This window comes from Methylovorus sp. MP688 (assembly GCF_000183115.1).
In the GTDB taxonomy this organism is placed as follows: Bacteria; Pseudomonadota; Gammaproteobacteria; order Burkholderiales; family Methylophilaceae; genus Methylovorus; species Methylovorus glucosotrophus.
The window spans coordinates 744,990-760,892 of sequence record NC_014733.1 but is presented as its reverse complement, the minus strand read 5'-3'; the positions used below and the strand labels follow the sequence as shown (position 1 = coordinate 760,892).

Here is a 15,903-nt window from a genome sequence, read left to right as displayed (position 1 = left end):
TATTTGCGTCCCGCATTATACATCTCAAATGATAATTGATATCATTTACAATTTGAGATAATACACGCTACCCGTCCGCCTCATTCATCCAGGTCTACGGCAGGCATCCTTGCTATTTCCAATCGCGACACCAAAGAACAGGCTCTCGCCCTCATGTCCAGAAAATTGTTTGTCCGCCTGCATCGTTATGCAGGGTTAATCCTAGTGTTGTTTTTAACGGTTGCGGGACTGACCGGAGCATCGCTGGCGTTTTATCACGAGCTTGATGAATGGCTGAATCCGGACTGGATGCTGGTGACGCCCACGGCAGGCTCACCAGTGCCGCTGGCACAACTTGCACGCAAGGTCAGTCAGGCCTATCCCGACCATCAGATAGCACGCATTGAGTTTCAGCACAGCGCCGATCGCGCATTGATTGTGCGTATGGATAGTAAACAGACTGGCGACGACGCCCCTCTTCCCATGCAGGTATTTGTTAACCCTTATACCAATCAAATTCTGGGCGCCTGCGAATGGGGCAAGGTGGATATCAGTCGTCAGGGCTTGATGCCATTCCTGTTCAAATTGCATGACACACTTCATCTGCCAGGAAAAATTGGAAAATGGCTATTGGGTGGCGTTGCCATACTTTGGCTACTGGATTGTTTTGTTGGATTTTATTTGGCTTTGCCACGACATGGTCTACTGCCAGCGCCCGTACAGTTCATGAAAAAATGGGCGCCCGCCTGGAAAATAAAGTATCAGGCAAATGCAACTCGCGTAAATTTTGACCTGCATCGTGCCAGTGGCTTGTGGCTGTGGCCCGTGCTGGCTGTCGTCGCATTCAGCAGTTTTTACCTCAATCTCAACCGGGAAGTGTTCAGACCGGTGATGGGCATGATAATGCCCTTCAGCCCTCTTCCTGGTGATAGCTTGCCCAAAGTGAAAGATGGGGAGATTTCACTGGATTGGGATGCTGCTTATCAGCGTGGCTTAGCCTTGCGGCCCGCCAGTGCGGATGATTACCGGGTTGCCAATATTTCATACTTGGCCAAGCAGAATGTCTACCGGTTGACCTTTGATGAACGTCAACCCAATGCCTGGCTGACCTTCAAGCGTGAGCAAGTGTTTTTTGATGCAAACACAGGCGAACTGAAAGCCCAATACGGCTACGCACGAGGCAAAACGGGAGATCGCTTGAGTATTCTGCAATATCCGCTACATACCGGGCAGATATTTGGCTTGCCCGGGCGCATACTCATTTTAGTCACCGGCTTGCTGACCGTATTGCTGGCTTGGACCGGTGTCTTTATCTGGCTCAAAAAGCGCCAGGGCCAAAAATAGTCCGATGGCCAATGGCTTGGAATCAGCCATTGGCCATTAACTCCCAGATATCGCTCCGATTAAAAGTCCACCGTGGCAGAGAAAAATGCCATGCGCGGTGTGCCATACGTCAGGCCATTCACGCTATCGCTAGTGCTGACGGTAGCCCAGTAATGCTTGTCGAGCACGTTATCTACCGTGGCGCGCAGGGTTACGTTTTTACCCGCCGAAACAAACCGGTAGCGGGCACCAAGATCCAGCCGCGCCCAATCCGGAATCTCGCGCGTATTGGCAGCATCTACATATTGATCACTGGTATAGATGGTACGTGCCGTCCAGGTAAAACCAGGTATGGCAGTAACATCCCACTCCATGCCGAGATTGGCATTCACTTTGGCTACGCCTGGCGCAGTATTGCCATCGTTCGCGCCACCCAGTGTCTTTTTCAATTTGCCATCCAGCAGTGTCACCCCACCCAATACACGCACGCCACTCACGGGCTCCCCATACAGAGACCACTCCAGGCCCGTGTTGTGTTGCTCGCCATTCAACCCAAAAACAAGGGTAGCGGGGTCGCGAAATGTACTTGGACGTTCAATCCGGAACAATGCCAAGGTAGAAGCGAAGTTACCAAGATCCAGCTTCGCCCCCACTTCAACCTGCTTGGTTTTGGCTGGAGGAAAAATATCTCCCGCATTGGCAGCATTTGTAGGGGCCATAGCGGTCTGGGTCAGCGACTCAATGTAGTTTCCATAAAGAGCGAGATGGTCGAGCGGCTTTACCGTAAAAGCGAACGTCGGCGTTAGTGCGTCTTCGTCATACTTGGCACGCACGGGCCCTGTCACCAGATAGGTTTTATTAAGAACCGCCTGCTTGCGGACGCCTATGGTGATTTGCAGACGATCATCCAGCATGGATAAAGTATCGCTCAGGGCAATACTGCTCAAGTCGGTCTCCGCTGTTCGTGGAGGTGTATTGGACATGCCAATCACGGCTGGCTCCACCCCATTCACCGGGTTGTAAATGTTGGATGCTACCGTGCCTATTTCATTTTCCAGATTACCAAACTGGATACGATACAAACTGGTATTGAGATTCACCGTGTGGTGAACCGCACCAGTATCAAACATGGTGCGCACGCCCGCCTCTCCAGACACCGTATCCTCATGCCTTAGAAAACGATTCACGGTACTCGTATTGACCGTAGTGTTACCGGTCGTGGTAACAAAATTGCCCGCAGAATCGACCGCCACCGGCACTCGCAGAAAATCATATCGTCCGCGACGAGCCCCCACCGCGGCGTAGGCTGTGATAGCAGGTGAAAAATCATATTCGCCACGCACGGCAACGGTCGTGTCTATGGTATTGGCATAAGACCAGCGCTGGGCAAAGTTGCGCGTGACCTTATCGGCATCAGGCACGGCGGCCAGAACACCACCGCGGCTGTTCAAGGTTACCCGTTCCATTGGTGCCGTGCCTCGATTCTCGTAATGCCACACATCCGTAGACAGGCGTAAATTTTCACCTCGAAAATCCAGCCCCAAGGTCATGAGTGAACGCTCTATTCTCTGATCATTCGAAAATGCCGTCCTACCATCCTGATATACCGAGTTCAGACGAATGCCAAACTGGTTATCGCTACCGAAGCGTCGACCAATATCCACATGCCCGCCAAGAACCGAGCTTGAGGCATAGTTAGCGGTAAACTGGGTAATCGGTGCATCTGTCGCCCGCTTGGCAATCACATTGATCGCACCGCCAACGCCACCCGTAGGTGCCATGCCATTCAACAAACTGTTAGGCCCCTTGAGCACTTCAACTCGCTCAACCCCCTCCAGTGGTACTGTGTAATTGGGAACCAGCCCGAACAATCCGTTCAGCGCCACCTCCCCATTCGATAGAGAAAAACCACGGATGGAGAACTGATCAAAGCGACCAAACCTGGGGTTGTTATTGCGAATGGATGAGTCGTTTTCGACAATATCCGCTAAGGTCGTCGCCTGCTGGTTCTGAATGAGCTCACGGGTATAGCTAATCACACTATATGGCGTATCCAGCACTGACTTATTGCCCAGCAATCCCACCCGCCCCCCTCGCGCGACTTGACCACCCACATACGCAGGCATCAACTCGCCAGGCAAAACCGTGTCTGCCGACTTATCAACAACATGGACAGTATCCAGTGTTGTCGCAACTGGCGTTGCCGCTGCACTCTGCTGTGCTTTCTTTTTATCCGCCAGTTGCTGCTCTGTCACCTCCTCTGCAGACCCGCCCGTAGAAAATGCCAACAGTAATAAAGCACCCGCTGCCTTGCCAGAAACTTGTATGGGATCGACCGTACTGGTCAGTAAAGAGAAGCGAGACATTATTTTCCTTGCATATCATTGTTATTAAGAAGCATTTATAAATAATAACAATTCTCATTAACAATGTCGATGCTTAAGAATCCAGTTCGGAACCCATGAACGAGCCGAGCGATAACAAAACGTGAAGATTCCAACGCCTTGGAAAAACGTGATAGTCCGGGAACAGGAATAAACGAGATATCGCGCTGATCGCGCGAACATGAAAAAGCGGCATGAAAAAAGGGGTTAGTTACCTAACCCCTTTTGGATACTGGTCGGGACGGCAAGATTCGAACTTGCGACCACTTGCACCCCATGCAAGTACGCTACCAGGCTGCGCTACGCCCCGATGTCGCTAAAGCAACAAGGCCTGCATTATAGCGGAATGAACTGGAGGGAACAAACAGGAAATTGGTTTTTAGTGGGCGCGCAGCAGATCAAGCACTTCACGCAACTCGCTGCGCAACAAACCAACATCCAGTTGCGGATAGGCGGAGGCAGCTGAGGAATGCTCAACCTGCTTTTCCACCACAGTTTCAGGTGGAGCTTCTACTGCTTGTGCCGCATCATCAAGCCTGTTGCGGGCGCCGCTGATAGTGAAGCCTTGCTCATAGAGCAATTCACGGATACGGCGAATCAGCAGAACTTCATGGTGCTGGTAATACCGGCGATTACCACGGCGCTTGACGGGTTTGAGCTGCGTGAATTCCTGCTCCCAATAGCGCAAGACATGGGGCTTAACGCCACATAGCTCGCTGACCTCACCAATGGTGAAGTAACGCTTGGCAGGAATCGGCGGCAACACAACCTTAGGCGCGGTCTCCGGCATAAGCCTCCTCTACCTTTAGCTTGAGCTTCTGGCTGGCATGAAACGTGACGACACGGCGTGCCGTGATCGGGATTTCTTCGCCGGTTTTGGGGTTGCGGCCTGGCCGCTCTGATTTTTGACGTAATTCGAAATTGCCGAAACCCGACAGTTTTACACTGTCTCCTGATTCCAAAGCCGTACGTATTTCTTCAAAAAACGCTTCGACCATATCTTTGGCCTCACGTTTGTTCAGCCCAACCTGTTCAAAGAGCAAATCAGCCAGATCGGCTTTGGTTAATGTCATGCAAATCTCCCAACTACTTTTCTTAACTTTCGCACCATCGCGACGCATTTTCTAAAAACTGGCGCCCCATTGGCGTTCTAATTTCTTAATTCCGCACCATGTTTGGTCTTGAGCAATGCTAGCAAATTACTCATGACGGCATCTGCCTCAGCATCCGTCAAAGTTTTTTGAGTATCTTGCATAAGCACAAGAAATGCAAGGCTTTTTTTGTTTTCTGGAACACCTTTTCCGCGGTAAATATCGAACAATGCGATGTCTGAAATCAAGACATTTTTCGCATCATTCATGGTATCCAACAGCGCTTGAACAGGGGTTGCCTCATCCACAACCACGGCAATATCGCGTCGCACAGGCGGGAACTTAGCCACCTCTTGATATCTAGGCAACTGAACGGTAAGCAAAGGGGCAAGATCACATTCAAACACCACCGTGCTGCGTGGCAATTGATAATGCTGTTGCCACTTGGGGTGTAACTTGCCCAGCCAGCCGATGATCTTGCCATCCAGCAAGATATGGGCAGATTGACCTGGATGCAGCGCCGGATGCGTGGCGGCCTGATACACAGCGCGTCCGTGCGTCAGCGCATCCACCTGGGCTTTCACATCATAGAAATCCACATCACGCTCATCTTCAGCCCATTGCTCAGGGTGGGCAGCACCGTAAGCCAACCCGGAGACACGCATGGTTTCAGCATAGCCGGAGTCCGCTTTATGATAGGCGGAGCCAATTTCAAACAGTTTGGCGCGGGGCTGCTTGCGGTTGAGATTATAAACCAGCGTCTGCAACAGACCGCCCCACAAGCCGCTACGCATCACGCTCATGTTGCTGGCGATGGGGTTTTTCAGCACAATCGCGTCATTATTCCCCAGCAAGTCACGTTCCCAGCTGGCATCCACAAAACTGTAGCTGACGATTTCCTGATAGCCACCAGCCACCAGGGCATCGCGCACCCAGGCACGATTCAGTTCGCTACCTGAGGCAGGCAACATGGCCAATCTGGCTTGCGGCGCAATCGCGGGGATATGCTCATAGCCATGCAGGCGAGCCACTTCCTCGATAAGGTCTTCCTCAATTTCGATATCAAAGCGATAACTGGGAGGCGTAATCTCGTAACGACCATCCGACTCACGTGCCTCGAAACCAAGGCGGGCAAATATGGCCGATACTTCGCTACGCTCCAGCGGGATACCCAGCACCGAAAGCAGTCGTTCATAGCGCAATGTCACCGGTTTGCGCGTGGGCAAGGCAGATTTGACTTCGACAACATCACCAGGCTCACCACCGCAAATCTCTAGAATAAGCGCAGTTGCACGTTCCAATGCCTGACGGGTGCTGCCAAAATCCACGCCACGTTCAAAGCGATACGACGAGTCCGTCGACAAGCCCAGGCGGCGTGCTTTGCCAGCGATCACGCCGGGGGCAAAGTATGCACTTTCCAGGAAAATGTCGCGTGTCTCCAGTGAGACAGCCGAATCCAGACCACCCATAATGCCGGCCAAGGCCAGCGGCCCCTGGGCATCGGCGATCACCAGCATATCCTGTTGCAAGTTCGCTTGCTGCTGATTCAGCAAGCTCAGCGCCTCGCCAGAATTGGCATATCGCACCTCGATATCGCCCTGCAGCTTCCCAGCGTCAAAGGCATGCAGAGGCTGCCCCAGTTCCAGCAATACATAATTGGTAATATCGACAATCGCACTGATGCTGCGAATACCACTACGCTCCAGACGTCGTTGCATCCAGTCGGGTGTCGCCACGGCGGCATTCACGCCACGGATGCTGCGCCCACTGTAATACGGGCAAGCTTCGGCTTCTCTTACGGCGATCTTGACGCCAGTGCTGGCAGCCGGACTTATTTGATCAATCGCCGGCACCTGCAATGCTGCACCTGTGATCGCAGCCACGTCACGGGCGATGCCGACGATACTCAGGCAGTCGCTACGGTTAGGCGTCAACTTCAATGTAAACAGCTGATCATCGAGTTGCAGGAAATCACGAATATCCGTACCGGTTACCGCCTCTGCAGGCAGCTCCAGCAAGCCACTGCTCTCTTCGGCAAGCCCCAGCTCCTTGGCGGAGCACATCATGCCAAACGACTCGACACCGCGTACTTTGGCTTGCTTGATGTTAAAGCCAGGCAAGGCCGCACCAACCATGGCGCATGGCGCCTTCAGGCCCACGCGCGCATTGCTGGCGCCACAGACGATCTGCAGGGGCGTACCCGAGCCGACATCCACTGTTAATACTTGCAGGCGATCCGCATCCGGATGCTTTTCTGCCGTCAGCACTTCTGCCACCACGACGTGACTGAACGCTGGCGCCACAGCGTCCATCGCTTCCACCTCAAGGCCAGCCATGGTCAAGGCATGACCGAGCTGCTCACTGCTAATGGCAGGATTGACGTACTGGCGTAACCAAATTTCTGAGAATTGCATGATCGTTAACCAAACTGCTTGAGGAAGCGAAGATCGTTTTCGAAAAACAGGCGCAGGTCATTCACGCCATACCGCAGCATCGTCAGGCGCTCAACGCCGAGGCCAAAGGCAAACCCACGATATTTTTCACTATCGATGCCCACATGCTTGAACACTTCGGGATGCACCATGCCGCAGCCACCGATTTCCAACCAGCCACCATTCCAGCTCATATCCATTTCGGCAGAGGGCTCAGTGAAGGGGAAAAACGAAGGACGGAATCGCACTTCCAGATCTTCACGCTCGAAGAAACGCTGCAAGAAATCCTGCACAACGCCCTTGAGGTTGGCAAAGCTGATGTCTTCATCGACCCACAAGCCTTCCACCTGATGGAACATGGGCGAGTGGGTGGCATCGGAATCCACACGATACACGCGGCCAGGCGCAATGATTTTCAACGGTGGGGTCTTGTTTTGCATGTAATGGACTTGCACAGGCGAGGTGTGCGTACGCAACACATGCTGCTCATCCACATAAAACGTGTCGTGCATGGCACGCGCAGGGTGATCTTCAGGAATATTCAGGGCGGTGAAATTATAGAAATCGGACTCGATTTCCGGGCCTTCAGCGACATCAAAGCCAATGGAGTGAAACAGTTGCTCAATCCGTGCCAGCGTCAGCGAAACCGGATGGGCACCGCCTCGATCACCACTTCGGGCAGGCAATGTCACATCCAGCGCCTCGCTGGAAAGCTGACGTTCCTGCTCCGCCAGCAACAGCGTATCGCGACGGTTGCGCAAAGCTTCTTCTACGCCCTGCTTCACCACATTTATCGCCGCGCCGGCGGCGGGACGCTCTTCGGCTGACAGCTTGCCCAAGCCCTTCAATGCATCGGTCAAGGCACCACTCTTACCGAGGAATCGTGCCTTGGCCTGCTCCAGATCATTGAGATTGTCACACGCAGCAAACGCGCTTTGTGCCTCGCTCAGGATGTGATCAAGATGTTGTGTCATATATTCTTGAGACCTTACTTGCATGTGTCATGCATCAATAAACCAGGGCATTTTCATCAGCATTCAGATGCAGGAATTCCATCGAAAATCCACAGCGAAACGGCTGAGGGAAAAACCCAATAAAAAAGGAGGCACAAGGCCTCCTTTTTCAATTGCCGGATTTAAGCGGCAGCAAGGCCCGATTTTGCCAGCTCGGCAAACTTGGCAAATGCCACTTTGTCGAACACAGCCAGATCGGCCAATACCTTGCGATCCACTTCAATAGCAGACTTCTTCAGACCGTTGATGAAACGGCTGTATGTCAAACCATACTCACGTGCACCGGCGTTGATACGCGCGATCCACAAAGCACGGAATTGACGCTTTCTTTGACGACGGTCACGGTATGCATATTGACCAGCCTTCATTACCGCTTGCTTGGCAATGCGGTATACATTCTTGCGACGACCACGGTAACCCTTGGCAGCGTCTAAAACCTTCTTATGACGTGCGCGGGCGATGACACCACGTTTTACTCTAGGCATGCTCTATCTCCTTATTGAGTTGGCATCATGGCGCGTACGCGCTTGACGTCAGTTGCGGAAATAATAGCCGTGCCACGCAGGTTACGCTTCTGCTTGGTGGTCTTCTTGGTAAGGATGTGGCGCAGGTGCGAATGGGTACGCTTAACCTTGCCATTACCCAAGAACTTGAAGCGCTTTTTGGCGCCACTCTTGGTTTTCATTTTTGGCATTTTTTTCTCCTGAAGGAACAATAAAAAAGAGCGATCGGGCATGCCTTTAGCCGCGTCGCTACCTCTTGCTGCTTGATACTGGCAGCATTTAGCGCCAGCCATCATCAAAACAGCCCTCTATTATAACGCAATAACGGGCTGAAGTTAATGCACTTACTTCTGCTTCTTGTGCGGACCGAGGACCATCACCATCTGACGGCCTTCCATCTTGGGGAACTGCTCAACCACCGCATGTTCCTGCAAGTCGGCTTCCACACGTTTCAAAAGTGCGAGCCCAAGTTCCTGGTGGGTAATTTCACGGCCACGGAAACGTAAGGTAATCTTGGCCTTGTCGCCTTCCTGCAGGAAACGGATCAGGCTACGCAGCTTGACCTGGTAATCGCCTTCATCCGTGCCTGGTCGGAATTTCACTTCCTTGACCTGAACCTGCTTCTGCTTGAGACGAGCCTCGTGCTGACGCTTGCTTTCGGCATATTTGAATTTGCCGTAATCCATCAAGCGACAGACTGGTGGCTGCGCCTGAGGCGCAATCTCAACCAGATCAATATCAGCTTCTTCCGCTTTTGCAAAAGCCTCATTGAGACTCATGATCCCCAGCGGCTCGCCATCAACCCCCACCAATCGAATCTGTTGTGCAGTAATGTCACCGTTGATTCGTATTTCTTTTTCTTGAGCTATCGCAAATTCTCCAAATTAATCATTAAACGGCCATGCATAAATTTAAACCTTGGCGCCAACGTCCGCCTTGAGCCGCTCTATAAAAGCGCTCACCGACATGGAACCAAGGTCTTCACCCTTGCGGGTACGCACAGCCACTTGTCCGCTTTGCATTTCGCGGTCACCTGCCACTAGCAGATAAGGCAGCTTCTGCAAGCTATGTTCGCGAATTTTATAGGTTATTTTCTCATTCCTCAAGTCCGAATCGACCCGGAAGCCGTTTTTCCTGAGTTCGGCGACCACTTCCTGCACATAAGCAGACTGGCTATCGGTGATATTGAGGACCATGGCCTGAACAGGGGCGAGCCAGGTAGGCATCGCTCCGGCATAGTTTTCAATCAGGATACCCAGGAAACGCTCCATGGAACCGACGATGGCGCGATGCAGCATCACAGGGTGCTTGCGCGTGTTGTCCTCAGCCACATACTCCGCGCCAAGGCGCTCTGGCAAGTTGAAGTCCAGCTGTATAGTACCGCATTGCCAGAGGCGACCCAGACTGTCTTTCAGAGTGAATTCAATCTTGGGACCATAAAACGCGCCCTCGCCCGGTTGCAGGTCGAATGCCAGATTGTTTTCCCGCAATGCCGCTGCCAGGGACGCTTCGGCTTTATCCCAGGTTTCATCAGAACCCACGCGCTTTTCAGGGCGAGTCGAGAGCTTGACCAGCACATCGTTAAAACCAAAATCCTTGTAAGCCTGGTACAGCATGACAATAAAGTCCGCGACTTCCTGCTTTACTTGATCTTCAGTACAGAAAATGTGTGCGTCATCCTGGGTAAACCCACGCACGCGCATCAGACCATGCAATGCGCCAGAGGGCTCGTTTCGGTGGCAGGAACCAAACTCGGCCAGTCGCAGGGGCAGGTCACGATAGCTGTGCAAACCACTGTTGAATATCTGGATATGGCCAGGACAATTCATCGGCTTCACCGCATAATCGCGGTTTTCCGAGGATGTGGTGAACATGTTTTCACGGTAATTTTGCCAGTGACCAGACTTCTCCCACAGGGAGCGGTCCATGATGGTCGGCGTTTTGACTTCCTGATAACCGTACTGACGGAACAGGCCGCGCATGTACTGTTCCACTTCCTGCCACAAGTTCCAGCCTCGCGGATGCCAGAACACCATGCCGGGCGCTTCGTCCTGCATGTGAAAATAGTCCAATTGCTTGCCCAGCTTGCGGTGATCGCGCTTTTCCGCTTCTTCCAGCATGTGCAGATAGGCTTCCAGGTCTTCCTTTTTGGCCCAGGCAGTACCGTAAATGCGTTGCAGCATTTCATTGTTAGAATCGCCACGCCAGTAGGCACCAGCCACCTTCATCAGCTTGAATGCCTTGAGCTTGCCAGTGGAGGGCACATGCGGACCACGACAGAGGTCGGTGAAATTGCCTTCGGTATAGAGCGACACATCCTGGTCAGCCGGAATGGAGGCAATGATTTCCGCCTTGTAGGCCTCGCCTATGGACTGGAAATACGCCACGGCTTCATCGCGCGGCAACACCTTGCGGGTGACCTGCTCATCCTTTTTGGCGAGCTCGGCCATTTTCTTTTCAATGGCTTCCAGATCTTCCGGCGTAAATGGGCGCTTGTAGGAAAAGTCATAGTAGAAGCCGTTATCAATGACGGGGCCAATGGTTACCTGGGCTTCCGGGAACAACTCTTTGACCGCATACGCCAGCAAGTGGGCAGTGGAGTGGCGAATGACTTCAAGCCCGTCCGCATCCTTGTCGGTAATGATGGCGAGGTCTACATCCTCGGCGATCTCGAAAGACGTATCCACCAGGCGAGGCTCCTGCCCCGGCAATGTGACTTTGCCTGCCAGTGCGGCACGAGCAAGGCCAGCGCCTATGCTTTGCGCAACCGCAGCAACGGTTAAGGGGGCGTCGAACTGTCGTTCAGAGCCGTCAGGCAAACGTATTACCGGCATAGTGATCTTTCAAGCTATTAAGGGGACTACAGATGTAAAAGTCGTTGATTTAACGGCTTTCCAGCGTATGGGGGAGGATGCCGCCCAACGGGAAATTATCGCACAAAGCGCAAAAACTGGACAACATCCCTGGCCAACTGAATCATGCTAGGCTATTTATGACCCATTTGCGGCAACGCAGGCGCCTGAACACCTCATGTTGAACACGCCTGTATGCCGCACATTCATGACGAGAGCCCATGCAAACAGCCCCACCTGACAATACAGACATCGCAGCCAGCCGCTTTCTGGCGGGATTGGATGCGGACTGGCAACGCCTGGTCACCTTGGTGGGGCCTTGCGCCATTCAGCGCCGCGAGCAGCGCGAACCTTATGAGGCGCTGGTACGCGCCGTCGCCCACCAGCAATTGCATGGCAACGCCGCTGCCGCCATATTGTCCAGACTGATGGCAAGCTTTCCGCATGATAGTTTCCCAAGTGCTGAGCAGCTTGCAACCGCGGATGAAACACAGCTCAGAAGCTGCGGTCTATCCATGGCAAAAGTCAACGCCATCCGGGGCATTGCCGCAGCCACGCTGGCGGGCACCGTCCCCAGCGCCAGCATCGCTGCGGACATGAGCGAAGAAGAGTTGATCACCCGTCTCACCTCGCTGAAGGGCATAGGCCGGTGGACGGTAGAAATGCTGCTGATATTTAGCCTGGGACGCAATGACGTGCTGCCGGTGGATGATTTTGGCGTACGCGAAGGCTGGCGCCTGCTTAAAAACCTGCCTGAGCAGCCTAAGCCCAAAGCCCTGGCGGTGATTGGCGAACAATGGAAACCCTACCGCAGTATTGCTGCGTGGTATTTATGGCAAGCAGCCAACCTGGGTAAACGTGGCGCGCTGATACCAGACAAGGAGCCAGTAGAATGAATCCAGAAAAAGCACGTGAAGAGTTGATCCGAGCCACTCATCTGGCGATGGCTGGCCAATGGGATGCCGCGCACAACATTGCCCAGGCCTCGGGGCATCCCATCGCGCACTGGATTCACGCCGTGTTGCACAAGATAGAACCCGACGAGGGCAACAGCCGCTACTGGTATGCGAGGACTAGCCATCGGTATGAGGAATACGAGACGCCGGAAGAAGAGTGGCAGGCGATATTGGCTGAGCTTTCTGAGCCCTGAACAAAGCCCTGAAGCTCACCGCTCTGTGGACTTCAAACCCACTGGCAAGGCCGCCGCCAGCCAGCCGCTGTTTCAATTGCTTTCATTTATTACATTTTTCTGTAACAAATGTCTGTCACAATGCAATCGTTGGTTTTACCCAAGCCAACGATTTCTCAACATCAAAAATCCCAAAAGGACATTATGCTTATCAAGTTTTTCATTCTGTTTGCCATACCCTTTGTCTTTACTGCATTCAGCGCTGGTTTAGGCTGGTTTGCCAATGAAAGCGACGGCGCCATGCTGACCGGCACAACCGGCTTTGTGGTTTCGGCCGCGTGGGCTTTCTACAGCTGGGCGACATCGCCACTTCACCGTCGACAGCCCATCAGCCGCCAGAGCGCAAATCGCTCCCCGGCCGCCACGGTCAAAATAGCCCGTCTTAAGGCGTGCTAATACATAAAAAGGCAGCCTGAGCTGCCTTTTTTGTTAATTCCAGCCAGTCTCCATCTTTCTCAAGCCTGGTCGCCACCCGCATCGCGCGCCGCATGCAGACTGGCATTCAATCTGTCCACCACTTCGGCCCAATCGGCATCTGCCTGGATGGCTTCACGCAGGAATGCCGCCTGCGATAGCGTCCAGAATGGGGCCTCGCTCAACGCCAGACCCGTGTGCAAATGGCCATGCGTGCTAATGAACTCCACTATCGATGCTTCATCCGAAGGCAATCCTAGCTGCTCAAACAATTGAGCCATTTCATGCGCAGGGCTTTCCATGCATTACCTCCCATTATTGATCTCACCACCAATGTGACCGCCATCACGCCATGGCGTTCGCGCTACATTTTCTGGCGGATGGCCAGCACGGCCTGATTGCGCAAGGTACGCAACAAGGACAACTGTCGCTGCGAGATCTGCATGCTGTTGGCGGTAGGCATATCGGCATAAAACAGGGCAATGGGTTTTTCCTTGATGACGATAGGCAACAGCAGCAAGCTGCCCGTCGTCACCATGGCGCGATACCAGGCGGGAATTTTGTCCGCAATATTGGGCGCATTGATGTCCGCGATGGAGAGATCGGCGGCCTTGCTGAGCGCAATCTGAAACACATCGGGTGTGGTATTGATGGGAAAGCGAAACTTGGGCAGCATGGCTTCGGCATCTTTGCCAAAACCAAAGCGGGCCGCCATCACGTTGTGCTTGGCATCGCGCACGCAGATAATCGTGCGCTGAAACTCCATGCCGCGGTGCATGGTTTCCAGCACCATCTGCATGATGTCATTCAGCTGATGGTCTTCCACCAGGGTATTGGTGACATCCTGAATACCCGCCGACAGGATGGCATCGGCATCGTGCCGGTCAGCATCCCCATCCTCCGCATCGGCAATATGCCCCATGTCCAGCCGCGTGATACCGGCCATGCTATCCACTTCAGGAGGCTGCTGTTTGGCGACTGGCTCTTCCTCCCCGGCCCACTGCCGCATTTTTTTCATCAGGGCGCTTTGGGCGAGATTGATGCTGACGATACCGGCGCGTGCCGACATTTCAGCCAGGCTGGACTCTATCGCCGCACGCAACTGTGGCTCGGTAATCGCCACGGCATCCTTGTAGCGCTTCATGATCTTGCGTATGCCCTGAGTTTGCTGCTCGGCATCGCCATGCGCAATCACCGCACAGAGCTCGTTGGCGAGATTGACCGTCACCGTCAGGGTTTCCAGCTCGCCATAGGGCTTGATCACCTCACCCACCAGCCTCTGCATGCCGGCCAGCAGACGGGGCGGGAAATTCCAGCTCTTGGCAACGCCCACGCCCAGCTCGCTATAGCCTATGCCCAGCACCTTTACCGCTGCCTTCTCCTCACCGTCGCCCTGTTCCACCAGCCGCGCGACTTCCTGGCTTTCTTCAAAGAAATAAAACGTCGCCAACAGCTTGCCCAGATTCCGAAACATGGAGCAGATCATGGCCTCCTCGGCATCGCGTATATTGCGCCCCGAGGAAAATTGCGCGGCCAGTATCCCGGCAAAATACGATGACAGCACATCGTCCTTCAGCTGGGCGGCCTGTGCCTTGTTCTGGAGAAACTCAAACAGTATCAGCGTCATCGCGACATTGCGAACAGTCTCAAAACCCAGGATCACCACCGCCTTGGAAATGGTGTTGATCTTGCCGCCAAATTGGCCGTAGGTGACGGTATTCACCAGTCGCAGCAGCTTGTTGGTCAGGGCAAAGTCCTGCAGGATGGTCTTGGTGAGAATGTTGGTACTGGCAGACTCGTCATCCACCACGCGATTGATCTCGCTCAAGGTAGACGACAAAATCGGGAAATCACTCTTGCTCTGCATGCGCCGCAGCAAAAACTCAAGCGTGCTGTGCTTGCCATCGTGCCCGGATTTTTCATCCTCGCGCGTCGGGTCAAGGTATTGCTGCAAGGCCTGGTTCATGGCGGCAGCATTGGCATAGCGGTCATCCGGATTTTTTGCCAGCGCTTTCAGGATAATGGCTTCCAGCTGGGCATCCACATGGATGTTGCGTTCAGACGGCGCGGTGGTGGCATCATGCAGCGTCTTGCGCAGCACCTCCTGCACATCATCGCCCTCCACTGCGGGCTGGCCCGTCACCAGCGCATACAACAGCATGCCTAGCGAATAAAGGTCGGCACGCGGCGTGATTGTTTTGCCGGTGACCATTTCGGGCGCCATGTAATGTGGCGAGCCTTCAATACGGCCCTGAGGTGGCTGGCTGATGCTGCGCGCAATCCCAAAATCCATGATCTGCGGCTGGCCGGTCGCGTTCAGCATGATATTGGCGGGCTTGATATCCAGATGCAGCACGTCCTGCGCATGCGCATAGGCAACGGCATCCAGCAGGCTGCTGACAATCTGCACGGCACGGGTCAGGGGCAGCCCGGGCTCCGCGTGCAGCAGCTGCGCCAGCGTCTGCCCTTGCACATAGGCATATACCAGATAGGGGGCGCCCTCGTGTTCTCCCGCATCAAACAGGGTCACGATATTGGCGTGCTGCAGCTTGCTGACGATACGCGCCTCCTGCAGCAGCGCGCCCATGCCCTCTTGCGTAGCATGCAGGGTTTTGATCGCCACATCGCGCCCCAGATGGCTGTCACGCGCAAGGTAAACAATGCCTTGCGCGCCTTTGCCCAGCATACGCACGATTTCAAAACGGCCGATCTTTGCCGCCATA

At 53.8% G+C, this 15,903-nt stretch carries 15 protein-coding genes and 1 tRNA gene; 4 read left to right on the top strand and 12 right to left on the bottom strand.

The window, feature by feature from the left end; genetic code table 11:
• Positions 1–153 precede the first annotated feature (153 nt).
• Entirely contained in the window at positions 154–1,323 is a 1,170-nt protein-coding gene (locus MPQ_RS03720; RefSeq protein ID WP_041362011.1) for a PepSY domain-containing protein, read from the top strand.
• 59 nt (positions 1,324–1,382) lie between these two features.
• Here MPQ_RS03720 and MPQ_RS03715 read toward each other — a convergent pair whose 3' ends face one another.
• The 10 genes from MPQ_RS03715 to thrS form a co-directional block, all read right to left on the bottom strand.
• Positions 1,383–3,557 (bottom strand): TonB-dependent siderophore receptor, encoded by a 2,175-nt coding sequence (locus tag MPQ_RS03715; RefSeq protein WP_168088808.1) that lies wholly within the window; start codon positions 3,555–3,557, stop codon positions 1,383–1,385.
• A gap of 362 nt (positions 3,558–3,919) precedes the next feature.
• Positions 3,920–3,996, bottom strand: a tRNA-Pro gene (locus tag MPQ_RS03710).
• Positions 3,997–4,065: 69 nt separating this feature from the next.
• Entirely contained in the window at positions 4,066–4,476 is a 411-nt protein-coding gene (locus MPQ_RS03705) for a MerR family transcriptional regulator (RefSeq protein ID WP_013441556.1), read from the bottom strand.
• Entirely contained in the window at positions 4,457–4,759 is a 303-nt protein-coding gene (locus MPQ_RS03700) for an integration host factor subunit alpha (protein WP_013441555.1), read from the bottom strand. Before MPQ_RS03700 ends, MPQ_RS03705 begins: the two co-directional genes overlap by 20 nt.
• A 77-nt stretch (positions 4,760–4,836) precedes the next feature.
• A complete protein-coding gene (gene pheT, locus MPQ_RS03695) occupies positions 4,837–7,191 on the bottom strand; it encodes a phenylalanine--tRNA ligase subunit beta (protein WP_013441554.1) in 2,355 nt (784 codons plus the stop codon).
• 5 nt (positions 7,192–7,196) lie between these two features.
• Positions 7,197–8,183, bottom strand: a complete 987-nt coding sequence (pheS, locus tag MPQ_RS03690; protein WP_013441553.1) for a phenylalanine--tRNA ligase subunit alpha — start codon at positions 8,181–8,183, stop codon at positions 7,197–7,199.
• A gap of 161 nt (positions 8,184–8,344) precedes the next feature.
• A complete protein-coding gene (gene rplT, locus MPQ_RS03685; RefSeq protein ID WP_013441552.1) occupies positions 8,345–8,707 on the bottom strand; it encodes a 50S ribosomal protein L20 in 363 nt (120 codons plus the stop codon).
• A gap of 11 nt (positions 8,708–8,718) precedes the next feature.
• Positions 8,719–8,916: a 50S ribosomal protein L35 gene (gene rpmI, locus MPQ_RS03680; RefSeq protein ID WP_013441551.1), complete on the bottom strand. Its 198-nt coding sequence runs from the start codon at positions 8,914–8,916 to the stop codon at positions 8,719–8,721.
• 153 nt (positions 8,917–9,069) lie between these two features.
• Positions 9,070–9,594 (bottom strand): translation initiation factor IF-3, encoded by a 525-nt coding sequence (gene infC, locus MPQ_RS03675; RefSeq protein ID WP_015829557.1) that lies wholly within the window; start codon positions 9,592–9,594, stop codon positions 9,070–9,072.
• A gap of 42 nt (positions 9,595–9,636) precedes the next feature.
• Positions 9,637–11,559, bottom strand: a complete 1,923-nt coding sequence (gene thrS / locus MPQ_RS03670; protein WP_013441549.1) for a threonine--tRNA ligase — start codon at positions 11,557–11,559, stop codon at positions 9,637–9,639.
• 317 nt (positions 11,560–11,876) lie between these two features.
• Between thrS and MPQ_RS03665 the strand changes: the two genes are divergently transcribed.
• The 3 genes from MPQ_RS03665 to MPQ_RS03655 all read left to right on the top strand — a co-directional run bounded on the left by MPQ_RS03665 (position 11,877) and on the right by MPQ_RS03655 (position 13,162).
• The gene (locus tag MPQ_RS03665; RefSeq protein WP_369750513.1) at positions 11,877–12,473 is read left to right on the top strand and encodes a DNA-3-methyladenine glycosylase; all 597 of its coding nucleotides are present in this window, start codon (positions 11,877–11,879) and stop codon (positions 12,471–12,473) included.
• Positions 12,470–12,727 carry a hypothetical protein gene (locus MPQ_RS03660; protein ID WP_013441547.1) on the top strand — a complete coding sequence of 86 codons (258 nt, stop codon included), beginning with the start codon at positions 12,470–12,472 and terminating at the stop codon, positions 12,725–12,727. Before MPQ_RS03665 ends, MPQ_RS03660 begins: the two co-directional genes overlap by 4 nt.
• A gap of 120 nt (positions 12,728–12,847) precedes the next feature.
• Positions 12,848–13,162 (top strand): hypothetical protein, encoded by a 315-nt coding sequence (locus MPQ_RS03655; protein ID WP_238525339.1) that lies wholly within the window; start codon positions 12,848–12,850, stop codon positions 13,160–13,162.
• A 59-nt stretch (positions 13,163–13,221) separates the two neighbouring features.
• On the opposite strand, the gene MPQ_RS03650 is transcribed toward MPQ_RS03655, so the two are convergent.
• Together MPQ_RS03650 and MPQ_RS03645 are read right to left on the bottom strand one after the other, a co-directional pair.
• Entirely contained in the window at positions 13,222–13,482 is a 261-nt protein-coding gene (locus MPQ_RS03650; protein ID WP_013441545.1) for a DUF2789 domain-containing protein, read from the bottom strand.
• Between the two features lie 62 nt (positions 13,483–13,544).
• On the bottom strand, positions 13,545–15,902 hold the full coding sequence (locus MPQ_RS03645) for a serine/threonine protein kinase (RefSeq protein ID WP_041362558.1): 2,358 nt from the start codon (positions 15,900–15,902) through the stop codon (positions 13,545–13,547).
• Position 15,903 lies beyond the last annotated feature (1 nt).